Source organism: Aeromonas diversa CDC 2478-85, from assembly GCF_000819805.1.
GTDB classification, from domain to species: Bacteria; Pseudomonadota; Gammaproteobacteria; order Enterobacterales; family Aeromonadaceae; genus Aeromonas; species Aeromonas diversa.
Genome location: NZ_CDCE01000008.1, coordinates 45,956 through 70,328, shown reverse-complemented (window position 1 = coordinate 70,328; position 24,373 = coordinate 45,956). Strand labels below are relative to the sequence as shown.

The window sequence follows — 24,373 nt, the reverse complement described above, 5'->3', positions numbered from 1 at the left end:
CCTTGCTCTTGTTAGTAGGGGATAGAGAGATAAGGGGTGGCGATAAAACCGCCACCCCATTCTACCGAGCCCCCTCAATGAAACAATCCCTTAACACTTGAGCAGGCGATAGAGGGTGGAGCGGCTGATGGCAAGGCGCCTTGCCGCCTCGCTCAGGTTACCGCCACAGGCGGCCAGCGTCGCCTCGGCCTGACTGCGCCGCCCCTCGGCCAGGGTGCGCGGGGCGGGCTCGGGGTCGGCCGGCAGAGTGAGGTGACAGGGGGCAATCTGCGCCGCTCCGTCGGCCAGTACGCAGGCCACCTCGAGCAGCTGCTTGAGCTGGCGCACGTTGCCGGGCAGGGGATGAGCCAGCAGTTGGGCCTCGGCCTCTGGCGAGAGCCCCATCCCAGGCTCCATCTCGGCCAGCAGGCGGCCCATCAGGGCGCGCCGCGCCGCCACCGGCCAGTCGCGCAGCGGGGTCAGCCTGTGGTGCCAGCCACACAGGCGATAGTAGAGATCCTCGCGAAACTGGCCGCCCGTCACCATCTCCTTGAGGCCGCGGTGACTCGCCGAGACCAGCCAGAAGTCCACCGGCTCGGGACGGGTGCTGCCGACCGGGGTGACGCTGCGCTCCTGCAGCACCCGCAGCAACCGGGTCTGGGCCGAGAGCGGCAGCTCGCCAATCTCGTCGAGCATCAGGATGCCGCCGTGGGCGGCGCGCAGGTAGCCCTGGCTGCCCTGGCTGCGGGCACCGCTGAAGGCCCCACCCACGTAGCCAAACAGCTCGGCCTCCACCAGATCTGCCGGCAGGGCGCCGCAGTTGACGCACACCAGCGGGCCGGCGGCACGCGCCGATGCCAGGTGCAGTTCGCGCACCAGATGCTCCTTGCCGCTGCCGGTCTCCCCCTCGATGAGCAAGGGGATGCCGCGCGCCAACATGCGCCCGGCCACCCGCAGTGGCTCTGGCCCCCCCTCGGCGCGGCTCTCTGGCGGCGCCACACGCCGACTGACGCGAGGGGCCAGCGCCGACGCCAGTGGATGGCGCTCGAGCCAGCGCCGCCCCGCCCGATTGGCACCGAGCAGCTCGCCATCCTCCCCCAGCAGCAGACGCGCCGACCAGGGGCTCTGGGGCTCGAGATCGAGCAGGCGCCCGGGGCGTCCCGCCAGCAGGGCGTTCTCCAGTGTCATGGCGAGCAGGCGCACGGTGCCGAGCATGTCGTGGCCATGGCCCCCCGCCTCGGAGGAGAGATCGAGCACCCCGACCGTGTTGCCGTCCGGCCCGAGCAGAGGCATGGCGCTGCAACCGAGGAAGCGGTGGCGCTCGAAGAAGTGTTCGCCCCCCAGCACCTGCACCTCGCTCCCCTCGCACAGGGCGGTGCCGATGGCGTTGGTCCCCTTGCTCGCCTCCCCCCAGCAGGCGCCGGGTTGCAAGAAGACCCGCTCGGCCTGGCGCTCGAACAGCGGGCTGCCGCCCGCGTCGAGGATAGCCCCCTGGGTGTCGCACAGGAGCAGCCGGCAGGGGCGCCCGGCCTGAAGCTGCTCGAACAGGGGCAAGACGTAGCGGCGAAAACAGTCGATCAGATCGCGCCCCCCCTCGAGACGGGCCGAGAGCTCGCCACGCGCCAGCAGATCGAGCTCGGCCTCGCCCCCCGGCTACAAGCCCATCTCCTGACAGCGCAGCCAGGAGCGGCGAATGGGATCGGGTAGCACGGGGTGGGTCATGGGGCCTCCTTGCGACTGTAGCGAAACGAGACAGGGGCGTGCGACAGGTGTCGCATCCCGAGACAGGGCCGGGGCTAAGATAGCCCGCACGCCCGCCTCACCATACGCCGGCACCCGGCATTTTGTTACGTTTTTCTAACGTTTGAGACTAAGGTCGCAACCCCTGGCACACCCCTTGCGTTATCCCCTCGCCCATTGAACGGGCCACTACAGCATCCAACACAAGGACAGACTCCATGATCTACGTCGCTCCCGGCCAGGCCGGCTCGGTCGTCAACTTCAAGTCCCGCTACGACAACTTCATCGGTGGTGAGTGGGTGGCGCCGCGCGCCGGCCGCTATTTCGAAAACGTCTCGCCGGTGGATGGCAAGGTGTTCTGCGAAGTGGCCCGCTCCGACGCCGCCGACATCGAGCTGGCGCTGGACGCCGCCCACAAGGCCTTCCCGACCTGGAGCAAGACCAGCGTCACCGAGCGCAGCAACCTGCTGCTGCGCATCGCCGATCGCATCGAGCAAAACATCGAGGTGCTCGCTATCGCCGAGACCTGGGAGAACGGCAAGGCGGTGCGCGAGACCCTGGCCGCCGACCTGCCGCTGGTGGTGGATCACTTCCGCTACTTCGCCGGCTGCATCCGCGCCCAGGAGGGCTCGGCCGCCGAGCTGGATCAGAACACCGTCAGCTACCACTTCAAGGAGCCCATCGGCGTGGTCGGCCAGATCATCCCGTGGAACTTCCCGCTGCTGATGGCGGCCTGGAAACTGGCCCCCGTGCTGGCGGCCGGCTGCTGCAGCGTGCTCAAGCCCGCCGAGCAGACCCCGGTCACCATCATGCTGATGATGGATCTCATCAAGGACATACTGCCCCCCGGCGTAGTCAACGTGGTCAACGGCTTCGGCGCCGAGGCGGGCCAGGCGCTCGCCACCAGCGACCGGATCCAGAAGCTCGCCTTCACCGGCTCTACCGAGGTGGGGGCCCATATCCTGCGCTGCGCCGCCGACAGGCTCATTCCCTCCACAGTCGAGCTGGGTGGCAAGTCCCCCAACATCTACTTCGCCGACGTGATGCAGCACGAGAGCAGCTACATCGACAAGGCGGTGGAAGGCATGCTGATGACCTTCTTCAACCAGGGCGAGGTGTGCACCTGCCCCTCCCGCGCCCTGGTGCAGGCCAGCATCTACGACGACTTCATGGACCGGGTGCTGGCCCGCGCCCGCACCATAGTGCAGGGCAACCCCCTCGACACCAATACCCAGGTGGGCGCCCAGGCGTCGCGCGAGCAGTTCGACAAGATCCTGAGCTACATGGAGATCGGCCGCGGCGAAGGGGCCAAGATGCTGCTGGGCGGCGGTGCGGCCAGGGTGAGCGGGCTGGAGGGGGGCTTCTACATCCAGCCCACCATCTTCTTTGGTCAGAACAGGATGCGGGTGTTCCAGGAGGAGATCTTCGGCCCGGCCCTCGGGGTCACCACCTTCAAGGACGAGGCGGATGCGCTGGCCATTGCCAACGACACTCAGTACGGCCTGGGGGCGGGCCTGTGGACTCGCGACAGCAACCTGGCCTGGCGCATGGGGCGTGGCATACAGGCCGGCCGGGTCTGGGTCAACTGCTACCACGCCTACCCGGCCCACGCGGCCTTCGGCGGCTACAAGAAGTCAGGGATCGGGCGCGAGACCCACAAGATGATGCTGGACCACTACCAGAACACCAAGAACCTGCTGGTGAGCCACGACATCAACCCGCTCGGCTTCTTCTAAGCCACTCAACACCCAGACAGAGGGCGCCCGCGGCGCCCTTCTTGATGCCCCGTACTGGCAGGGATCGTCCCCTGACAAGTTCGTCCTGCACCATAAAAAACCCCAGGCCAGGCCTGGGGAAAGGCTACGGAATCACTAAGGACTCCACTCTGAATTACATGTGTTCAGTCCGTTGCGGCTCGCTCGGACGGAATGGCAAACATCCACACATAGGCCGCTGGCAACACTATCAGGGTTAGCAGGGTGGCAAAACCCAGGCCAAAGATGATGGTCACCGCCATGGCGCTGTAGAAGACATCGAACAGCAGGGGGATCATCCCCAGCATGGTGGTAACCGCAGCCATGCCGACTGGCCTCACCCGACTGACTGCGGAGTCAAACACCGCCTGATAGGGGGCTTTGCCTTCGCTCAGTTCGAGGTTGATCTGATCCACCAGCACTATGCCATTTTTGATGATCATGCCGCTCAGGCTGAGCAGTCCCAGAATCGCCATAAAGCTGAGCGGCGCATCAAACAACAGCAGACCACTCACCACGCCGATCAGTGCCAGCGGCACGGTCAACCAGATGACCAGCGGCTTTCTCACCGAATCAAACAGCAGCAGAGTGATGAGGAACATGGTGAGGAAACCCATGGGCAGCGAGCTGAAGATACTCTGCTGTGCATCGCGGGAAGTCTCGTAATCCCCCCCCCACTCGAGCCGGTAACCCGCCGGCAGGGCGATCGCCTCTACCTTGGGGCGCACCTTGCGCAGCACAGAATCGGCGGTCTCCCCCGAACCGAGCGCCGGATCTGCCAGCACCGCCAGCATCCGCATGCGATCGCGGCGCAGGATCAGGGGATCTTCCCACTCGGTATCGAGTCGGGAGACCAACTGCCCCATGGGAACGAAGGTCTCGTGCTCACGGCTCCACACCTGCAACTTGAGCAGGCTGTCGGCGTCGAGTCGCTCCTCGTCCGGCGCTCTGGCCACGATGGGGAGCAGCGAGCTGCCCTCGCGATAGGTACCGACCTGCTTGCCGTTGAAGTTGATGAGCAACGCCTCATCGATATCGCTCTTGCTGATGCCAGTCTCGCGCAACGTGGCGCTGGCCAGCTGGGGGCGGATCATCGGCGACGGGTTGCGCCAGGTGTGGCGGATGTTGTCCACCGCAGGCTCACTGCGCATCGCCTGCTTGACCTCTTCGGCCAGGCGGCGCAGTTCGGCCGGATCCTCACCATAGAGGCGGGCCTCCAGCTTGGCCGCCGGTGCCGGGCCATTCTCCATGTGCTTGACCCTGAACTCGGCCTCGGGGTATGCCTCCCTGAGGTAGCTGCCGATGTTGCCTATGGCGCGATCCAGGCTCTCCCGGTCGCTCATCTCAAGCACCAGCTGCGCGTAGGCGAGGTAGCTCTTCTCCGGGGTATAGGGCAGCACGAAGCGCTGGATCCCCTGCCCCATGACGGTGGTCACGTTGACCAGCCCCATCTTTTCACGGGCTTGCATATCTAGCAGGCCCTGTTCGATGCGCCCCATCAGCGCCTCGGTGGCGCGGATGTCGCTCCCCTCCGGTAGCCAGACATCGACGAAGAAGATCGGCGTGCTGGAGGCAGGGAAGAAGACATTCTTCACCTGCCCAAAGCCCAGGATGGAGAGGGCCAGGGCGAATACCACCAACGCCAACGTCATCTTGCGAAAATGCATGGCCAGCGTCAGGGTTCCCTTATAGAGGGTGAAGAAGATTCCCTGATAGGGCTGCGTCTCTTCGGTGCCCCCCTGGCCATCTTTAAACAGCAGGGAGCAGAAGAAGGGGGTCAGGGTCAGGGCCGTTATCCAACTGAAGAACAGGGAGATGAGCAGCACCTTGAAGAGATCGCCGCAAAACTCCCCCACCTCGTTATCGGAAAGACCGATGGGGGCGAAGGCGATGATGGCGATCACGGTGGCGCCGAGCAACGGCCACTGGGTCTGCTTGACCACCTGTCCAGCCGCTTCGAACCGGGTCTGGCCACGCTGAATGCCAATGAGGATCCCCTCGGTCACCACAATCGCATTGTCCACCAGCATCCCCAGGGCGATGATGAGGGCCCCGAGCGAGATGAGCTGCAACTGGATATCCAGCACCTTCATCACGATGAAGGTGCCGAGTATGGTCAGCAGCAGGATAGCGCCCATCAACAGGCCGGAGCGCAGGCCCATGAAGACCAGCAGGACGCCGATCACGATGGCGATCGACTCGGCCAGGTTGATGAGAAAACCCTGCACCGAGGTCTCAACCACCTTGCCCTGGTTGTAGACGGTGTTGATCTCCATGCCGATGGGGCGAGCGGCCTCCATGGTCGCCAGTTTGGCCTCAATGGCCTGACTCACCTCGACTACATTGACCCCGGAGGAAAAGGCAATCCCGAGCGAGAGGGCCGGCATGCCATTGCTGTGATAGAGCTGGCGCGGGCTCTCCTCATCGGTCTTGTAGATGCGCGCTATGTCGCCCAGATAGACCAGATGATCGCTGCCCGGCGGACTGATTAGCAGGTGCTCCATCTCCTGCAGATCGCCGAATTCCCCGGTGGGATGAATGCGGATACGCTGCCCGTCGACCCAGACCCGGCCGGCGTTAGAGACCACGTTCTGGCTGCGAATAAGGTTATGCAGGTAGGCCTGATCCAGGCCCAGCGCAGCCAATTTGGCCTGGGAAACCTCGACTACCACCTGCTCCTGCGGGGCTCCCACCACGGAAACTTTCTTCACCCCCGGCAGCAGCACCAGCTCGCGCCGCAGCAGATCGGTGTACTTCTCCAGCTCGCGGTACTCATAGCCGGCGCCGGTGACGTTGAGCAGGATCCCGAAGACATCGCCAAAGTCATCGACCACCAGCGGCTTGCCACTGCCCGGCGGCAGAGATCCGGCATGGTCATTGACCTTGCGGCGCAGCTCGTCCCAGATCTGGGGCAGATCGTGCTTGTCGTACTGCTCCTTGATCTCCACCTCGATTTGCGAGACCCCGGCCCCATTGATCGAAGTGATGTGGTCGACGTAGGCCAGTTGCTGGATGGCCTCCTCCAGCGGCAGGGTGACTTCCTCCTCCACCTGCTGCGGAGAGGCGCCCGGATAGGGAGTGATCACCAGCGCCGACTTGATGGTGAATTCGGGAAACTCCAGCTGACCCAGCCCGAGGAAGGAGAGGCTGCCACCGACCAGCAACAACAGGGAAAACATCCAGCTGATGACCCGATGGCGAATAGAGAAGTGCGCTATGTTCATGGCTTAGACCCCACGCTCCCAACGCAATGGCTTCACCACCATGCCCTCTTTCAGCTGCTGGCTGCCAGCCACCACCACTCGTTCGCCACGGCTGAGTGCACCGAGCACCTCAATCCCGTCGCTACGCACCTGCCCCAGAGTGACAGGTACAGAAGAGACGCGACCACTTTGTTCATCGAAACGCCACACCCGAACCTGACCGTTCTTATCGCTTCTGTCGATCGCCGCGGGGGGCAACACCACCGCATCCATCGCCTCGGCTCCCGGCAGCTGCAGCTGCAGCTCGGCGCTCATCCCCGGCAGCAGGTTGAGGGCGGCCGGACGTGGCAGGGTAAACACCACCTCATAGGACTGGGTACCCGAGGTCACCTTGGTCGCGTGCTCCTTGTAGTGCACCGGGTAGGTCCGATCGGGGTCGGCGGCAAAACGCACCAGCGGCGTGCTCTGCTTGAGTGGCGCCGAGGCACCAGAGAAGGAGACCACCAGGGATTCCGGGGCCTGGATGCGGATGTCGATGGCATCGTTGCGCTGCACCCCCATCACGGTTTCGTTGGCCCGCACCATCTGGTGGTTCTCCAGCTCTATCTTGGCGACGATACCGCTGAAGGGGGCTTCGAGACGGGTATAGGAGAGCAAATCCCGGGCGCTGTTGAGGGCCGCCAGGGCCGATTTGCGGGTGGCCTTGGCACGGTCGTAATCGGCCTGAGAGATCAACTTGCGCTCGAGCAGCGCCGCCTTGCGGCGAAAATCGGCATCGGCCAGCTCATAGTCCGCTTCGCGATTGAGAAGAGTGTTGCGAGCATCTCTGTCATCGAGGCGCGCCAATAACTGGCCCTGCCGAATCGGCTGCCCTTCCACCAGATTCAGCTCTACCAGCTGGCCATTGATACGAAATGCCAGTTCAGCCTGTTCGCTGGCGACGACGGTTGCCGGGAATCGCCGCCAGCCTCCACTCCGTTCATCCTGCACTTCCATCAATTTAACCGGCCTGACCACGGCCTGCGCCGCCACCGAGCTTTGCGCCTCGCCACAACCGCTTAGGGTCACCATCGCCAGCAGCACGCCGAGCGCTCTCATCGTCAGTCTCAACACCACACCCTCACTACATCAATCAGAGGGGGCGTAATGTAGCCTTGGCCAAAGTCTCGATAAACAGGATAAAATGAAACCATGGGTTCCATTTTTCAGAACTAAATGATGCGTACAGACGACCTGAAACTCTTTCACCTCATCGTCAAGAATGGGGGGCTGGTGACCACGGCCGACATGCTGAACCAGCCCAAGTCCAGCGTGAGCCGGCGCCTGAAGAACCTGGAAGATGAGCTCAACGTGAAACTGTTCCACCGCCAGAGCCGCCTCATGAGCCTGACCCAGGCAGGTGAACGCTTCTATGAACGCACGCTGCCCATCATAGAAGAACTGGAGAGCACGATTCAGGAGGTGAGCCAGCCCGCCACCGAGATAGCCGGGCACCTGCGCATTCACCTCCTGCCGATCCCGCACCTGCTGGCCGTGGGGGAGCTCATCTTCGAGTTCATGGCACGCCATCCGGGTGTCAGCATCGAGATCCTCACCCATCCGGAGCGCTTGGATATGGCGCGTCACCACTTGGATTTGGCCTTTGCCCTGGGCGAGATGCACGAAGACTCTACTCTCATCGCCCGCCCCGTGCTGGATACCCGACTCTGCTTCTACGCCAGTCCCGATTACCTAGCGCACTCGGCTCCCCTCACCAAGCTGGAAGAGTTGCAACAGCACAACGTGATCCGCCTGCGAATGCAGGACGGGAAACTGTTTGATCCCCTGCCACGGGCCATATCCGGCAATCTGCGTCTGCAGGGCAACCTTATCCTTAATCACCCCTCACTGATGATGGAAGCGGCCTTACTGGGTCAGGGCGTCGTCTGTATGCCGGCCGAAATGTGTGACCCTCTGGTCGAGCAGGGATTGCTGGTGAGACTGCTGGCACAGGTCGCTCCCACTCTGGGACGCTGCTGGCTTATCTATCCCTCCCGCCATTACATGCCGCTCGCCAGGCGCAAATTGATCGATTTTTTGGTCGACGAGATGGCCAAAGGCAAGGGGGTGTACAGCCGTACCCTGCAAAAATATCTCCCCATGTGATCGGTGCACTCTGCCACCGGTTCTGACTCTGCTATCTGCGGCGGGGCAGGCTCAGGCGCCACCGCCCAACTGCTGGCGGTAGCGCTGGGGGGCGCAGCCCTGCTCGCGCTGGAACATGGCGATAAAGGCCGAGGTGGAGGTGTAACCGAGGCGCCAGGCGATCTCCTGCACCGGCATGTCGCCACGCAGCCAGGCCAGGGCCTTGACCATGCGCAGCCGGGTGCGCCACTGCCCGAGGCTCATGCCGAGCTCCTTCTGGCAGCGCCGTGCCAGGGTGCGCTCCGTGGTATGCAACGACGTGGCCCACTCGGCCAGGGTGCGGTTGTCCTCCGGCGCCGCCTGCAGGGCCGCCAGCAGAGGCGCAAGCAGGCGATCGCGGCTCTGGGGCAAGTAGCTCGGCTGACAGCGGGTGCGCGCCAGCTTCTCGATGAAGAGCTCGGCCTGACACCTGTCCCACTCCTCCCGGGTGTGGCCGACTCGGCGCTGGGTGAAGTCGTCGAGCAGGGCGCGCAGCAATGGGGTGAGGGCAAGCAGCACCGGCTCCCCCGGAAGGCGCGCGGCCAGCTCGTGGCTCACGTAGATGGAGGTGTAGTCCAGGGTCTGCTCGTTATAGGCGGAGTGAGGCACATCCGCCGGCACCCAGATGAGGTAATCGGGCGGGGCCACCAGCCGCTCCCCAGCCACCTCCACCACCATGATGCCGAGGCTGATGAGGCTGAGCTGGCCCCAGGGGTGGGCATGCTCGGCGCAGGCGTTGCCCCCCTGGATCTGGCTATAGCGAAAGTAGAGGGGGTGGGGGGCGGCCAGCAGGCGATCCTGCTCGGCCAGGGTGAGGGTACCCATGAGATTGTCCCAAACCGGTTATCAGATGTCTCATTTACGCTACTTATCTCATAAAAGACAAGGCTAGACTGCTTCTATTCCACCAAGGAGCCATCATGCCGCAACTCTTCCCCCTGCTCGCCGTCCTCATCTGGGCGGCCAATACCGTCGCCTCCAAGGCGGCGGCCGGCCTTATCGACCCGGCCGCCATCTCGTTTTATCGCTGGGTGGTCGCCGCCCTGGCGCTCTCCCCCTTCTGTCTGTCGCTCTTGTGGCGCCGGCGTGGTGAGCTGCGCCCCTGGCTCGGCAAGCTGCTGGTGTTGGCAGCGCTCGGCATGGTGCTCTATCAATGCCTCGCCTACTATGCCGCGCATCAAACCTCGGCGACCAACATGGGAGTGATCGGCTCTCTCATCCCCCTGCTGACCGTGGTGCTCGGTGCCCTCTTCTTCGGCACCCGTCCCAGCCGCCAGGCCGTGGTGGGCGTGCTCGTCTCCCTGTTCGGGGTGCTCTGGCTGCTCGGTCAGGGACAACCTCTGGCGCTGCTGCACGCCGGCATCAACCCGGGGGACGGGCTCATGCTGCTCGGCACCACCAGTTATGCCCTCTATGGTCTCTTGCTGCGCCGCTGGCAGCCCCCCTTCGGCCCCTGGCTCAACCTCTACCTTCAGGTGCTGCTGGCGGTGCTGCTGCTGGTCCCTGTGGCGGCCAGCGCAGACTCCCTGGCCATCACACCGGACGCCATGGGCCTGGTGCTGTTTGCCGGCATCGCCTCCTCCCTGTTTGCCGCCTACTGCTGGATGCGCGGCCTCGCCAGCCTGGGTCCGGAGCGTACCGCCATCTTCATGAACCTGATGCCCCTGTGCACGGCCCTCATGGCCACCCTGAGCCTGGGTGAGCCGGTACACGGCTTCCATCTGCTGGGCGGGGGACTCATCTTGAGCGGCGTGGCCTTGAGCCAGTACCGGCCGCGCCGGGCCAGGCTCGCCGCCGCCGCATGAAAAACGGGAGCCGATGGCTCCCGTTTGCTTACAGATCCTTGCGCCAGCGATAACGTCGCTCGGGGCGGCCACGCTGACCATAGTTGAGCTCCACCTCCAGCCGATCTTCCGACTCCAGATACTCCAGGTAGCGGCGCGCCGTGGTGCGACTTAAGGAGAGGCGCAGGGAGACGGTATCCGTGGTGAAGGTGTTCTCCGGCTCACCGGCCAACAGGTCGAGCACCTGACGCAAGGTGATGGCGTCGATCCCCTTGGGGGTGTCGCGGCTCTCCCGCGGGCGCCCCTTGCCGAGCAGACGGTCGAGATCCCCCTGATCCAGGTGGCGGCGCTCGGCCAGCCGACGGCACAGCGCCTGCACCTCGGCCAGGCTCTGCTGGATGCGCGACAGGCGCAGGGGCTTGATGATGTAATCCTGCACCCCCAGGTTGAGGGCTCGCTGGATGCTGGCCACGTCGCTGGCGGCGGTAACCATGATCACCTGGCTGTCGATGCCCCGGGCACGCAGGTTGGCGACCCACTCCAGACCCGAGCCATCGGGCAGGGAGACATCCACCAGCAGCAGTTGGATCGGCGTGGCGTTGAGCATCTGCTCTGCCTCGGTCAGGGTCTCGGCCCTGCCAAGCAGGCTAAAACCGGGGCGATTGGCGACGAGATCGGCCAGGATGGCGGCGATGCGCGGATCATCTTCGATGATGAGGCTGGTTATTGACTCCATGTCTTACACTAGTTGTTCTTTGTCGAGATAAATGCCGAACAGTGTGGTTCGGGCAGCGGTGCGCCGCCATTCTATCACACCCCCATGACGCTCGGCCGTCTCCTTGACCAGAAACAGCCCCACCCCGTGATCGCCGCTCTGACGGCTCACCCCGTATTCGAACAGGTGATCGGCGAGCGCCTCGTCGACTCCGGCGCCGCTGTCTTCGACCTCGATCACCAGACGCCGCCCCTGATCGTCGAGCGAGAGCAGCACTCTGGGTGCGACCCGCTCCCGGTTGGCCCGAGCGGCGCGAATACCGTTGTCGAGCAGATTGCCGATGAGGGTGATGAGATCCGCCGACACCGAGACCGGGTACTCCTCCAGATGGGAGTCGGGATCGAGCTCGAGGCGCACCCCCAGCTCCCGGGCCCGGCTGAACTTGCCGAGGATAAGGCCTGCCACCGGCTTGTCCTGCACGGCGCGCAGCAGATCTCCGAGCAGCACCTGGCACTCGTCATTTTCACGCTGGATAAGCTCCACCGCCTGACTCACGTGCCCCAGTTGCAAGAGCCCGGAGAGGCTGCTCAGCTTGTTGGCAAACTCGTGAGTCTGCATGCGCAGCAGCTCCGCATACTGGCGCAGGTGGGTCACCTGGGAGGCAAGGCTGCCGGCCGCCTCGGGGCGGCTGAAGATAAGCAGGCGGGCACCACCGTGGCCTATCTGTTGCAGCCGGCCGACGAAGCTCTCCCCGTGCACCTGGAACTGGATCTCCCCTTCCGCCCGGGTCAGGCTGGTCGCCAGATAGGGCACCAGGGGAGCCAGCGACTGCCCCACCAGAGACTGGCGCCCCGGCCCAGGCAGGCGCAGCTGATAGAAGGCGGCACTGTTGAGCATGCTCACCCGCCCCTCTCGGTCGATGGCGATGATCCCCTCCTGAATGCTCTCGAGCACCAACTCCTGCTCCACGAAGCGCCGCGCTATGGTCTCGGGCTCCAGGTCCAACAGGGTGCGCTTCAGGCGTCGCTGGATCCCGAGCGCCAACAAGAAGCCGGCCCCCAGCAGGGAGAGGATGGCCCCCACCACCAGGGAGAGGCGCTCCATATAGACAGCCTCCACCCGCTGCATCAGATAACCGACCACCACGGTGCCGATAGGGCGACCGTCGGCACCAAGCACGGGGGAGAAGCAGCGAATGGCCGGCCCCAGGGTGCCTACGTCCCGCGAGCAGTAGCTCTGGCGACCGTGCAGGGCATACCAGATATCCTCCCCGCGAAAACGCCCCCCCACCAGCGCCGGGTTGGGATGGCTCAGGCGAATGGCGTGGCGATCGGTCACCACCATGTAGGCCGCGTCGGTGCGGGCGCTGAGCCCCTCTATGTAGTCGCGCAGGGTGGCGTCGTGCCCCCGTTGCAGGGCCACCACCACCCGCTCGTCACCGGCCAGAATGCGGGCCAGCTCGCTTCCCTTCTCCTCCAGGTTATTCTCGACCAGATGACGGATGAAGAGGGCCAGCAGGGTCCCCAGCACCAGGAGCAGCAGCAGAGAGACCGACAGGGAGAGGAGCAGGACCTGGTGGCGCAGTTTCATGGGATGCCCTTGCATGTCAGCGAAGTGCCCAATAATGGGGGCGCCACCAGGCCCGGTCAATGACGGGAGCCGGATCCCCGTCAAACTCGGCCAGCCCCTCGGCACGGGCCGCCAGGGCCACGGCGCGCGCCACGGCGCGAGCTACCTCGCCCACCTGCTCGATGGGAGGCAGCAGCCGACCCGCCTCCAGTGGATAGGCGCCGACCGCCTCCACCGCGGCCAGCAACATGCCGTCGCTGATGCGCCGCGCCTTCACCGCGGTGGCACCGAGGCCAATGCCGGGGAAGACGTAGACGTTGTTGCACTGGGAGACGCTGCGCAGGCTCTCTCCCACCGGCACCGGGGCAAACGGGCTACCGGTGGCGATCAGGGCGCGCTCTCCGCTCGCCTCCCACACCTGCTGCGGGGTCGCCTCGGCGCTGCGGGTCGGGTTGGAGAGAGGCAGGATCACCGGTCGCTCGTTCACCTCCCCCATCGTCTCGAGCACCGCACGGGTGAAGAGTCCGCCCTGACCGCTCACCCCGATGAGCACGCCGGGGCGCAGACGCTGGATCACCGCCGCCAGATCGCCACTGGCCTCTTCTGCGGGTCGGGCGAAGGGGCGCTGGCCCGGCGTGAGATCCGCCCGATCGCGGCTCACCACCCCCTCCTGATCGAACAGCCAGATGGTGTCACTGCCACCGGCCAGCTGCGCCAACATGGCGGCGATGCCGCAGCCGGCGGCGCCGGCGCCGACGATCAGCACAGGCGTATCGGCCAGGGCCCGTCCCGCCTGACGCAGGCCAGCCAGCACACAGGCCGAGGTGACGGCCGCCGTGCCCTGGATGTCGTCGTTGAACATGCACAGCTCATCGCGGTAGCGCGCCAACAGGTTGGCGGCATGCTTGCCGGCAAAGTCTTCGAACTGCAACACCACCTGGGGCCAGCGGCGGCGAATGGCGGCCACCACCTTGTCCATGAAGTGGTAGTAAGCTTCCCCGTCGATGCGCGGCGCCTGCCAGCCGAGGTAGGAGTCATCCTCCAGCAGCTCGGGGTTGTTGGTGCCCACGTCGACACACAGGGGCAGGGTACGGGCCGGATCTATGCCGCCGGCGGCGCTGTAGAGGGCCAGCTTGCCGATGCAGATCCCCATGCCGCCGATGCCGAGATCGCCGAGGCCAAGCACCCGCTCTCCGTCGGAGATGACGATGACATCCACCTCCTGCTCCACCGAGTCGAAGATGGCGTCGAGATCGTCCCTGTCGTGCCACGAGAGGTAGAGGCCGTGGCTACGCAGGTAGAGATCGCTGTGGCGCTGGCACGCCTCTCCCACCACCGGGGTGTAGATGATGGGCAAGAGCTCCGGCAGGTGGTGGCGCACCAGATCGTAGAAGAGCACAGGGTTGTCCTCCTGCAGCTGACGCAGCAGCAGATGCTGATCGAACGGGCTTTGCATGGCCTGTACCAGTCGATGAATACGGCGGCGCTGCTGGGCCAGCGACTCCTCTTTATGGGGCATGCGCCCCATCAGGCCGAGACGGCGGCGTTCGGCATAGGGCAGGCTGGTGCCCATCAGGGTGTCGTTCATGATGGACTCCTTACACGAACAGGGAGATGAGCAGGGTGGCCAGGATCAGCATGAAGGCGCCGCCGAGCCGCGAGGAGATCTGGGCAAACGGCATCAGGTTCATGCGCTGGGCCGCCGACAGCACGGCCACGTCGCCGGTACCGCCCATGTTGGCCATGCACAGGCCGCCGGTGATGGCGGCCTCTATGGGGTAGAAGCCGATCATCCGGCCCACGATAGCCGCCCCCAGGGCGCCCCCCAGCACGGTGACCAGCACCAGCACGAAGTACTGGGCGGAGAAGGCACCGATGAGCTCGGGGATGCTGGTGTAGGCGACGCCAATCCCCACCAGCAGGGAGGGAGTCAGGTTGGTGACAACAAACTGATACCAGTCGGCGGCGGCCTCCTCGTAGCGACGCGGCAGCAGGCCGCTCACCTTGATGGTCGCCACCGCCAGAATCATCAGGGCGAAGGGGTGCATGGGGATGAACTTGCCGAGCAGGGAGCCGAGCACAAACATGCTCGAGCTGATGAAGAGGCCGATGCCGAGGCTCTCCAGGGTCGGAGTGCGGGTCACCTCCTCGGCGGTGGCGGTCTCTTCGCGGATCATCAGGCGACCGTTGCCGGTGAGAGAGGGATAGCGGCGGCCGATACGCGCCAGCAGGCTACCGACCAGGATCGCCAGGGTGTTGGCGATCACCACCGCAGGCACCATGCGCGAGAGCAGCTCGGCACTGGAGAGGTGCATAGGGCCGGAGAGGATCTCGACCAGGGGCACGGCGCCCGCCCCCATACCGCCGCCCATGATGGGCAGGCCGATGAGCAGCACCGCGCTCTTGAAGCCATAGCCGAGCAACACGCCGACACTGCCGACCGCCAGCAGGGCCACGACCACGCCGCCGAGGATCACCGGCAGATAGCGCATGGCGGCGTTTTTCAGCAGGGCGCGACTCATGCCGAACACGGAGCCGGTCACCAGGCTGGCGATGAAGAAGTTGAGAAAGCCCCCCTCCTTCATGAAGTTGGTGATCACCGCCCCCGCCTCGGCAGGCAGGATCCGGTATTCAAACAGGGCGGCGCCGCCGAAGATGGCGAGTATGGTGCCGCCCCCCAGGTATTCGCGCACCGGGTGGATGCGCTCGCCGAGTTCGGTCAGCAGGGTGCCGAGCACGAACATGAGCGCCAGCGCGCCCACCATGCCAAGGGGCAGGGTGCCATTCCAGCCGGCGTAGAGTACGCAGGCCGAGAAACCGAAGAAGAGCTGCATCGGCATGCCGGCGATCTGCCAGCCGCCGAGAGAGTTGGGGGTAGCGAGGTCTTTCATTGTTATGCTCCAGCACTGTGTGTGATCGAGCACACTCTAGGGGCCCGGGCCCCTCCTGTCGGTTAACCCCCCGCCAAAGCCAAATAAAATCATTGAAACCTTTAACGCCAACACAGCCCCCTCCAAGGAGGTAGCCGTGATCCTCATCACAAAACCATTTACTTAGCACGCTAACAAAGATAAATTATTAGCACGCTAAGTAAATGGAGTCCCCCATGGATCACTCTCTCGAACGCCTGCGCGAACTCTCGCTGGCCGAACGCCTCGGTCGCCTCTACCGTCTGTGGGGGCGAGTGGCCGATCAGGAGCTGCTGCCCCTCGGCCTCACCTATCCCCGCTGGACCGCCCTCTGGAAGCTCAAGCGTCTGGGCGATCACATCAGCCAGAAGAGTCTGGCCGACGCCCTCGAGATCGAGGTCGCCTCCCTGATGCGCACCCTGGGTCAGCTCGAAGAGCAGGGGTTGGTGAGCCGCCACTGCTGTAGCGAGGACAAGCGCGCCCGCATCGTCAGCCTGACCGATGCCGGCCTGCAACTGCTCGCCCAGATGGAACAACGCATCATGCAGGCCCGTCACGATCTGCTCGGGAACGTCGACGAGGCCGAGCTGGCCCGCTTCGAGCTTACCCTGGGCAAGATCACCGAGAATGCCCTGGCCCGCCTGGCCAGGCGCAACGAACAGGGGTCACAACAAGATGACGCCTGATCAGCAATTTGCCCGCTGGGTGAGAGGTGGCGCCATCGCCTTTGCCCTGCTGTTTGCCTACTTCCTGCTGGCCGATCTCAAGATGCCCATGACCCCCCAGGCCATGGCCACCCGCGGCGTGGTCAAGGTCGCCCCCCAGGTCAGTGGACGACTGATGGCCATCCATGTGCATAACAACCAGCAGGTGCACAAGGGGGAGCCGCTGTTCGAACTCGATCCGGCGCCCTTCAGACTGGCGGTTGAGCACGCAGAGCTGGCCCTGGAGCAGGCCAGACAGGAAAACGCCAGGCTCGATGCCAACATAGCGGCTGCCGACGCCGATCTGAGCGCCGCACGCGCCCGTTACCAGCTGGCCGAGCGTCAGGGGCGCCGGGTGAATGCCCTCTATGCACGTCACCTCATCGCCCAGCAGCAGAAAGAGGATGCCGATGCCGGGCTGCGTACGGCGCAAGCGGCCCTGGAGGCGAGTCAGGCCAGCCTGGAGCAGCTCAAGGTGAGCCGCGGCGAATCAGGCGAGGCCAACCTGCGTCTGCGTCAGGCACACAACAATCTGGAAAGGGCCACCCTCAACCTGGCTTACAGCAAGGTCAACGCCGAGCAGGACGGAGTGGTGACCAACCTGCAACTGGAGCAGGGAGCCTATGCCGCCGCCGGCAACCCGCTGCTGGCCCTGGTGGCCGATCAGCTGGAGGTCATCGCCGATTTTCGCGAGAAGGCGCTACGCGGCGCCGATCAGGGAGACAGGGCGCTGGTCGTCTTCGATGGCAGACCGGGCGCCCTCTACCCGGCCCATATCGACAGCCTGGATGCCGGGGTGAGCGCCGGCCAGTTTGACGCCAACGGCCAGCTCGCCACGCCGAGCCAGTCGGATCGTTGGGTGCGGGATGCCCAGCGGCTACGCTTGCGCCTGCGCCTGGATGACGCAGAACCGGCCCGGCTCCCCTCCGGGGCGCGCGCCACCGTGCAGCTGCTCCCCGAGAGCCCCCTGCTCGCCCTGATGGCCAGGGCCCAGATCACCCTGATCAGCCTGCTGCACTACATCTACTGATAGCCAACCGCCACCCCGTCGATACGGGGTCGGCACCTCGAGGAGCCTGCATGTCTTTCGCCGCTCCCCTCAGCGGGGACCAACTGCGCCGCTGCCTGCGTATCGCCGGCGGCGCCACCCTGGGGTTTCTCCTGTGCAAGGTGATGAACTGGAACTACGGGGTCTTCTTCACCGTCACTCCCATGCTGCTGCTGGGCACAGTGCCGACCCTCAACCGCCAGGTTACCCTGCAACTGCTGGCGGCGGCCCTCGTCAGTATCCTGGAGGTCGGCCTGCTGGGTGGACTCTTCGGCAGACACCCGCTACTCATGATCCCCATCGTCTTTGGGCTGTTCCTCTATCGTTTCGCCTGCATGGCGAGGGGCAGCCTGTTTCTCTTTGGCGCCAACGGTGTCCTGATCCTCAGCATCATGCTCCACTTCGCCAGTTACCCCGGCACGGATCTCAACGATCTCTTCCTGAGTACCCTGATGGGTAACGCCTTCTCGGCCATGGTCGCCTGGCTGCTGGTCTCACTCTTTCCCGATAGCGAGCCACCGGCAAGCCCGGCGCCGGCACCCAAGCCCTCTCACCGCCTGCGCCATGAGACACTCCTGGGCGCCACCCTGGCCACCCTCTCCTTCGTGGTGTTTCAGGTCTGCGACCTCGGTGACTCCATGTCCGCCCAGGCCACCACCCTGATGCTGCTCTTTCCCATGAACTGGAATGGCGCCCTCACCTATGCCCGCAAACGGGCCCTGGGTACCCTGCTCGGGGTCGGCGTGGGACTGGGAATGCAACTGCTGCTCTATGATTGGTCGGGGGTGTTGCTGCTGGTCACCCCCCTGCTCTGGCTGGGGTGCATGCTACTGGGGCGAGTCCACGTCACCGAAGGGGGCTCCGGCGTCGGCTTCGGTGCCCTCACCACCCTTGGCATCCTCTTCGGGCAATACCTGTCCCCTCATCGGGATCTGGTCTTTAGCGCCCTCTATCGGGTCAGCAGTATTGGCGTGGCCATAGTGGTCACACTGGCACTCTGTTATCTATTACACCGACTGCTGAACCGATTTGAGGCGACGCGATATGGCGTATGAAGCCTGAAGATTTATTCTCGTAGCAACATATCAATATTTTCAGCCGTCAACATTGGCTCGTCATTTTCATATTCTGCATGAGGCTCTATCGCTATCTCGACATCGGTCAACAGCGCGTCAATCATGAGTTCACTCGGTAACATGGCCATGCTTCCAGGGAGGACCATAAAAAGAGTAGTCGGGCTCTCATTCTCATTTCCAGCCAGACCTCTCTATTTATTATCTATTACGCCCTATTACGGACGCCTGCGGAATTAGCTCAACTGCCCCATTTGGTAAATAGACCAAAACGGGTCCGAATTATCGCGCCATGATAATAGCATCATGGTCTGCAACAGCGAATATCAAGCCGCAGCATGAACGGCCTCGTATTTTCCCCTCTTCCCCCGGTGACGCTTCAGAAGACGGGACCGCGTCGCTCGAAAACGCCTCCATAAGCAGGTTTGCTATGAAAACCCTTTCCAGAAAATTCTGTAAATAAACAACAAATTTTATTGATCCAGCTCACAAATCCACCTAGGATTGTTCTTGTGACGCAGGTCACATCAACCACAAAGAGGTGAGTTATGTTTGAACATCTGGCCGTGCTTTTCCACCTGAAAGGGGTGACAGACAAGGGTCGCAACGAGAAGGTCGCCTACGCGCCGGCAACCCGCAACTACTACTTCCGCTACGGTGCCTAAGCACCACTTTGTTGTAAAATTACAAACATCATGACCGCAGTGCCCACAAGGCACTGACCCGCCCAGGCCTGTTCAGGCCAACCTGAAACTCCACACACAGACGAAAATGGGGCCCAGGGCCCCATTATTTCATTCCATCACCTCAGATCGCGCGATCGAGGTACACCTGATTATGTTGCCCGCTGGCTGGCAGAGGGTGGTGACAGGCCACCTGGTGCCCCTCACCCGTCAGGGCTGGCGCCTCACTGCGGCAGCGCTCGCTCGCGTAGGGACAACGCTGGTGAAAGTGGCAACCCGGCGGTGGTGCTATGGGAGACGGCACATCACCGGTGAGCAGAATACGCTGGCTGCGCCGACGGGGATCCGGCACCGGAATAGCCGAGATGAGCGCCTGGGTGTAGGGGTGGCGCGGCGCCTGATAGAGCTCGCTGGCCTCGGCCAGTTCGACCACGCGCCCCAGATACATGACGGCGATGCGATCCGAGATGTGCTTCACCACCGACAAGTCGTGGGCGATGAAGATCATGGCGAGATCCATCTCCCGCTGCAGGCTGAGCAGCAAGTTGACTATCTGGGACTGTACCGAGACATCGAGGGCCGAAACCGCCTCGTCGCAGACCAGCAGCTTGGGCTTGAGGGCGATGGCGCGGGCGATGCCGATACGCTGACGCTGACCACCGGAGAATTCATGGGGGTAGCGCTCGGCGGCGGTGGCAGGCAGCCCAACCTTCTCGAGCAACTCGCGCACCCAGAGACGCCGTTCGTCACTGGTGCCCTTACCGTGGATGATGAAGGGCTCCTCCAGGATCTGACCGACCGTGTGACGCGCATTAAGCGACTCCATCGGGTCTTGAAAGACGATCTGCATCTCCTGGCGCAATGAGCGCATCTCCTTGGGCGAAAGCGCTGTGATGTCGCGCCCCTCGAAGGTAATGGTGCCAGCCGTGGGCTCGAACAATTTGAGCAGGGTACGCCCCAGGGTGGACTTGCCGCAGCCGGACTCGCCCACCAGCCCCAGGGTCTCGCCCCGACGCAGGGAGAGGCTGATGCCGTCGACCGCATAGACCTTGTATTTGCGCTGCAAGAAGCCCCCGCCCATGGCGAAGTGCTGCTTGAGATCCGTGATGGTGAGCAGTGGCTGGGTCATGCTCTCACCTCCTTCCAGTGATGGCAGGCCACGCTGTGGTCACGGGTCAGTAGCTCGATGGCCGGCACCTGACCCACGCACAGCTCGGTGGCATGAGGGCAGCGATTGGAGAAGCGGCAACCGGCCGGCATCTCGGCGAGGGAAGGCACCTGCCCGCGAATGGTCTTGAGCAGGGACTTGGGCTCGTCTTCGAGTCGGGGAATCGAATCCATCAGACCATGGGTATAAGGATGGCATGGACGCTCGAACAGCTCGAACACGTCCGCCTGCTCCACGGCGCGGCCAGCATACATGACCACCACCTCGTCACACATCTCGGCGACCACGCCGAGATCGTGGGTGATAAAGAGGATGGCCATGCCATTTTGCTCTTGCAGCTCCTTCATCAGATCGAGGATCTGGGCCTGAATGGTTACGTCCAGTGCCGTGGTCGGCTCGTCACAGATGAGCAGGGCCGGCTCACAGGCCAGCGCCATGGCGATCATCACGCGCTGGCGCATGCCCCCCGACAGGTTGTGGGGGTAGTTGCTGTAGCGCCGCTCCGGCTCCGGGATCCCCACCTTGCGCAGCATGGCGATGGCCGCCTCCTTGCGCTGGCGCCGATCGTAGTCGGGACGGTGCAGCTCATACACCTCGGCGAGCTGTTCCCCTATGGTCTTGACCGGGTTCAGGGCCGTCATCGGCTCCTGAAAGATCATCGAGATCCGGTTACCGCGTACCTGATAGAGCGCCTCGGTGGGCAGATTCAGCAGCTCTTCGCCTTCCAGACGAATGGAGCCGCCCACCACGCGACCATGGGGCTTGGGTAACAGCCCCATGATGGCGAGCGAGGTGACGCTCTTGCCGCAGCCCGACTCGCCGACGATCCCCAGGGTCTGGCCCGGACGCACCGCGAAGCTGACGCCGTCGAGGACCCGCACACTCCCGTCATCGACGCTGAACTCCACCGCGAGGTCTCTCACCTCGAGCAGGGGCTTGCTCTGCTCCATGCCTGTCTCCTCAACCATGCTGCCAGCTCTTGTCGATCAGCACGACGGGTTCCAGTGCCTTGCCCGAGTCCTTGTCATCCGCGACCTCGGTGCGCTTGCTCTCATCGATCCAGAGCAGGCCACCGGAGCTGTGGGGATAACCGTCCATGGGCCAGTAGAGTTGATCCGGGGTGTTCTTGGTGGCGGGCACCTTGGGCAGCATCACATAACGCCAGCTGGCGGCACGCACATAGTTGAGGGCATAGCCAGGCACGAAGATGGCGAGATCATAGATGCGCTGCTGGATCTGACGCGACAGATCGGCACGCTTGTCCAGATCGAACTCTTTGCCATAGGCATTGATGAGCGTATCGAGCTCCTTGTCGGCCACGTTAAAGAAGTTGTTGGTCTGGGGCTTGTTGGCGTTATCCGAGTGGAACGACTCCCAGTACTGGGGATAGAGGCCGCCGCCGCCCCAACCGAGCCAGGCCGCCTCGTGCTTCTTCTCCAGCATGGCCTTGAAGCCGGTGGCGCCGTCGACCAGGTTGAGCTCGAGATCCAGGCCGGCACGCTTGGCCTCTTCTTTGAGGAAACTCAGACGCTTGGCGTGCTCGGAGACGGTAAAGGTGACCGCCAGGGTGAGGCGCTCGCCCTTGTCATTGACCAGGATGCCGTCCGGTCCCTGCTTGGTGTAACCGGCCTTGGCGAAGTAGTCACGGGCCTTCTGCACGTCGTAGGCGCGCGCCGGCAGCGTCATGTCGGTGAAGGGGCCAAAGCCCGAACCGAAGGTGGTGGCACGCACATAGTCGCCGCGCAGCACGGTGGCGATCATCTTGTCGATGTTGATGGCGTGCTCGATGCCGAGGCGCACGTTGAGATCGGCAAGCCGGGGCACGGCGGTGTTCAAGTGCAGCCCCTGGCCACCCTGCTTGGTGTCGGTGTAGGCCATCACCTTCTGAATGTAACCCTTGTCGAACTCGGGTCCCTTGGCCTTCTCGTGCCACCAGGTGGGCTGGATCATCTCGAAGCTGTCGAGCTCCCCTTTCAGAAAGTGACGAAACGCTATGTTCTGATCGCGGATCACCTTGACGTGCACCTTGTCGATGTTGAAGCGGTGCTGGAAGAAGCGATCATCCTTGGCCCACCAATCCTTCTGGCGGCTGAAGGTGACCGATTTCCCCTTCTTCACGTCGCTGATGACGTAGGGGCCCGTGGTCGGGACTATGGCCCAGTTGTACTGCTTCACCCAGTTGGGGGTGAGCTTGTAGAAATGCTTGGGCTGGGGCCACAGCTCTGTGGTGTTGAGCAGATCCAGCTTGCCCTTGGCACTGCCCGCCTTGACCTTGATGGTGTGCTCGTCAACCTTGCTCACCTCGATCACTTCTGTGGTGTAGTAGTTGTTGAACCAGGGCCCCTTGATGTGGGGCGAGCGCATCATCTCGTAACCGAAGGTGTAATCTTCGGGCACCACCGGCTTGCCATCGGACCACTTGGCGCGCGGGTCGAGCTTGAAGTAGACGGTCTGGTTGTCCGGGGCAATCGCCCAGTGGGTCGCCAGCGCCGGGATCGGGTTGCCTGTGTTGGGATGGAAGCTGATGAGGCGCAGCTGGTTATCCTGGATGAAGGAGCGGAACGAACCGTTGGAGTCGGGCCCCACGGTGCGGAAGGTGAGCGGGAAGCTGTCCACGTAGAGGTTCAGCGTGCCCCCTTGCTTGGCGTCCGACGAGGCGAACACGGGATCCGTGTCGTTAGTCTCCCAGATGAGCCCGGCAGGCAAGGCCTCGGCCCACACCAGGGTGCCGTTCACCAGCAGCAAAAAGCCGCCTATCCATTTGATTTTATTATTCATCCTTGAACTCCAAAGCATCGCATTGCGGCGTAGCACCAGATAGTGATTAGAAAACGTTACTCGTAACGGGTGAACTTGCGCGGATCGAACGCCTCGCGCACCGCCTCACCGATGAAAGAGACCATGATGAGCACTGTGCTCACCGCCGCCACCACAGAACTCACGATCCAGATGGCGTCGAGGTTGTTGATCCCCTGGGAGAGCAACTCGCCCCAGCTCGGGGTCGGCGGCGCCAGGCCAAAACCGAGATAGTCGAGCGCAGTCAGGGTCGAGATGTTGCCGACCACGGCAAAGGGGGCCAGGGTCACCACCATCACCAGGGTGTTGGGCAGTATATGGTGGAAGATGATGCGCCCGGTGGCGGCACCTTGCGCCCGCGCCGCCATCACGTAGTCGCGCGCCCGCTCCTTGTAGGTCAGGGTCCGCATGTACCAGGTGATCCCCATCCAGCCAAACAGCACGTTGATGCCGACGAACAGGCCGAAGTTGGGCTTGGTGAGCGACACCAGGATCATGATGACGTAGAGGAAGGGCACCTGGGACCAGATCTCGATGAAGCGCTGCATCACCAGATCGAAACGCCCACCGAGGAAGCCCATCATGCAACCAACGGAAACACCGATGACGTAGCTCGCGACCAGGGCGATAAAGGCAAAACCAATGGCGATACGAAAGCCGTACACCAGGCGTGCCAGCACGTCACGTCCGCTAGTGTCGGTGCCGAGGAAATGGCGATCGGCCAGGCTCGGTGCATAAGGAGGATAAGCATCTTCCTTGAAGTCCTGCTCATAGGGGTTCCAAGGCACAGGGGGCAGCAGCACCCAGTCACCCCGATCCTCGGCGGCCAGCTTGGCCTTGAGCTGGCGATAGTTGGTCTCGTAGTCGTAGTCGAGACCGAAACGATGACCCGGGATCACGTCACCATAGGTGGGGAAGTAGAGTTGCCCCTGATAGCTCACCACCAGGGCACGGCTGTTGACCAGCATCTCGGCGGCACAGGAGAGCAGTACCAGTACCGAGAACAGGATGAAGGAGTAATAACCGCGCTTGATCGAGGCGAAGCGCTTGAGTTTCTTGCGGGTAACGGGACTCAGTTGCATGGC

Annotated in this window: 17 protein-coding genes and 1 pseudogene; 6 read left to right on the top strand and 12 right to left on the bottom strand. The window is 63.6% G+C overall.

All coding sequences use genetic code 11. The features are described from left to right. Positions 1-90: 90 nt before the first annotated feature. Positions 91-1,701 (bottom strand): annotated as a pseudogene (locus tag BN1121_RS01380) (sigma-54-dependent Fis family transcriptional regulator). 236 nt (positions 1,702-1,937) lie between these two features. On the opposite strand from BN1121_RS01380, the gene exaC reads away from it, so the two are divergent. After that, positions 1,938-3,455 (top strand): acetaldehyde dehydrogenase ExaC, encoded by a 1,518-nt coding sequence (exaC, locus tag BN1121_RS01375; protein WP_005346199.1) that lies wholly within the window; start codon positions 1,938-1,940, stop codon positions 3,453-3,455. 164 nt (positions 3,456-3,619) lie between these two features. Here the strand turns inward: exaC and BN1121_RS01370 are convergent, their stop codons facing one another. Both BN1121_RS01370 and BN1121_RS01365 read right to left on the bottom strand, forming a co-directional pair. Next, positions 3,620-6,697 carry an efflux RND transporter permease subunit gene (locus BN1121_RS01370; protein WP_043597008.1) on the bottom strand — a complete coding sequence of 1,026 codons (3,078 nt, stop codon included), beginning with the start codon at positions 6,695-6,697 and terminating at the stop codon, positions 3,620-3,622. 3 nt (positions 6,698-6,700) lie between these two features. Next, on the bottom strand, positions 6,701-7,774 hold the full coding sequence (locus BN1121_RS01365) for an efflux RND transporter periplasmic adaptor subunit (protein ID WP_005346202.1): 1,074 nt from the start codon (positions 7,772-7,774) through the stop codon (positions 6,701-6,703). 117 nt (positions 7,775-7,891) lie between these two features. Here BN1121_RS01365 and BN1121_RS01360 point away from each other — a divergent pair, with 117 nt between their 5' ends. Then, positions 7,892-8,821, top strand: coding sequence for a LysR family transcriptional regulator (locus BN1121_RS01360; RefSeq protein WP_051067507.1), 930 nt, complete (start codon positions 7,892-7,894; stop codon positions 8,819-8,821). Between the two features lie 51 nt (positions 8,822-8,872). On the opposite strand, the gene BN1121_RS01355 is transcribed toward BN1121_RS01360, so the two are convergent. Then, a complete protein-coding gene (locus BN1121_RS01355) occupies positions 8,873-9,664 on the bottom strand; it encodes an AraC family transcriptional regulator (RefSeq protein WP_043597005.1) in 792 nt (263 codons plus the stop codon). A gap of 95 nt (positions 9,665-9,759) precedes the next feature. Here BN1121_RS01355 and BN1121_RS01350 point away from each other — a divergent pair, with 95 nt between their 5' ends. Continuing rightward, a complete protein-coding gene (locus tag BN1121_RS01350; protein ID WP_005346211.1) occupies positions 9,760-10,644 on the top strand; it encodes a DMT family transporter in 885 nt (294 codons plus the stop codon). Positions 10,645-10,672: 28 nt separating this feature from the next. Here the strand turns inward: BN1121_RS01350 and BN1121_RS01345 are convergent, their stop codons facing one another. The 4 genes from BN1121_RS01345 to BN1121_RS01330 are packed head-to-tail and all read right to left on the bottom strand — an operon-like array spanning position 10,673 to position 15,798. Then, positions 10,673-11,359: a response regulator gene (locus tag BN1121_RS01345; RefSeq protein ID WP_005346213.1), complete on the bottom strand. Its 687-nt coding sequence runs from the start codon at positions 11,357-11,359 to the stop codon at positions 10,673-10,675. A gap of 3 nt (positions 11,360-11,362) precedes the next feature. Then, positions 11,363-12,928 (bottom strand): ATP-binding protein, encoded by a 1,566-nt coding sequence (locus BN1121_RS01340; RefSeq protein ID WP_005346217.1) that lies wholly within the window; start codon positions 12,926-12,928, stop codon positions 11,363-11,365. A gap of 16 nt (positions 12,929-12,944) precedes the next feature. Further along, positions 12,945-14,495: an oxaloacetate-decarboxylating malate dehydrogenase gene (gene maeA, locus BN1121_RS01335; protein WP_005346219.1), complete on the bottom strand. Its 1,551-nt coding sequence runs from the start codon at positions 14,493-14,495 to the stop codon at positions 12,945-12,947. A 10-nt stretch (positions 14,496-14,505) separates the two neighbouring features. Beyond that, on the bottom strand, positions 14,506-15,798 hold the full coding sequence (locus BN1121_RS01330; RefSeq protein ID WP_005346225.1) for a 2-hydroxycarboxylate transporter family protein: 1,293 nt from the start codon (positions 15,796-15,798) through the stop codon (positions 14,506-14,508). 215 nt (positions 15,799-16,013) lie between these two features. Here BN1121_RS01330 and BN1121_RS01325 point away from each other — a divergent pair, with 215 nt between their 5' ends. From BN1121_RS01325 to BN1121_RS01315, 3 genes are read left to right on the top strand one after another with little or no spacing between them, the layout of a single operon-like run. Further along, entirely contained in the window at positions 16,014-16,502 is a 489-nt protein-coding gene (locus tag BN1121_RS01325; protein WP_005346228.1) for a MarR family transcriptional regulator, read from the top strand. Then, on the top strand, positions 16,492-17,550 hold the full coding sequence (locus tag BN1121_RS01320; protein WP_005346231.1) for an HlyD family secretion protein: 1,059 nt from the start codon (positions 16,492-16,494) through the stop codon (positions 17,548-17,550). The genes BN1121_RS01325 and BN1121_RS01320 overlap by 11 nt, the downstream gene beginning before the upstream one ends. A 50-nt stretch (positions 17,551-17,600) precedes the next feature. Continuing rightward, the gene (locus BN1121_RS01315; protein ID WP_005346233.1) at positions 17,601-18,623 is read left to right on the top strand and encodes a DUF2955 domain-containing protein; all 1,023 of its coding nucleotides are present in this window, start codon (positions 17,601-17,603) and stop codon (positions 18,621-18,623) included. Positions 18,624-19,448: 825 nt separating this feature from the next. On the opposite strand, the gene BN1121_RS01310 is transcribed toward BN1121_RS01315, so the two are convergent. The 4 genes from BN1121_RS01310 to BN1121_RS01295 are packed head-to-tail and all read right to left on the bottom strand — an operon-like array spanning position 19,449 to position 24,370. After that, positions 19,449-20,453: an ABC transporter ATP-binding protein gene (locus tag BN1121_RS01310; protein ID WP_005346238.1), complete on the bottom strand. Its 1,005-nt coding sequence runs from the start codon at positions 20,451-20,453 to the stop codon at positions 19,449-19,451. Next, positions 20,450-21,460 (bottom strand): ABC transporter ATP-binding protein, encoded by a 1,011-nt coding sequence (locus BN1121_RS01305; RefSeq protein ID WP_043597000.1) that lies wholly within the window; start codon positions 21,458-21,460, stop codon positions 20,450-20,452. The genes BN1121_RS01310 and BN1121_RS01305 overlap by 4 nt, the downstream gene beginning before the upstream one ends. Beyond that, positions 21,453-23,270: an extracellular solute-binding protein gene (locus BN1121_RS01300; protein WP_005346244.1), complete on the bottom strand. Its 1,818-nt coding sequence runs from the start codon at positions 23,268-23,270 to the stop codon at positions 21,453-21,455. The genes BN1121_RS01305 and BN1121_RS01300 overlap by 8 nt, the downstream gene beginning before the upstream one ends. A gap of 56 nt (positions 23,271-23,326) precedes the next feature. Further along, complete coding sequence (locus BN1121_RS01295; RefSeq protein WP_005346247.1) at positions 23,327-24,370, bottom strand: ABC transporter permease; 1,044 nt, start codon at positions 24,368-24,370, stop codon at positions 23,327-23,329. Positions 24,371-24,373 lie beyond the last annotated feature (3 nt).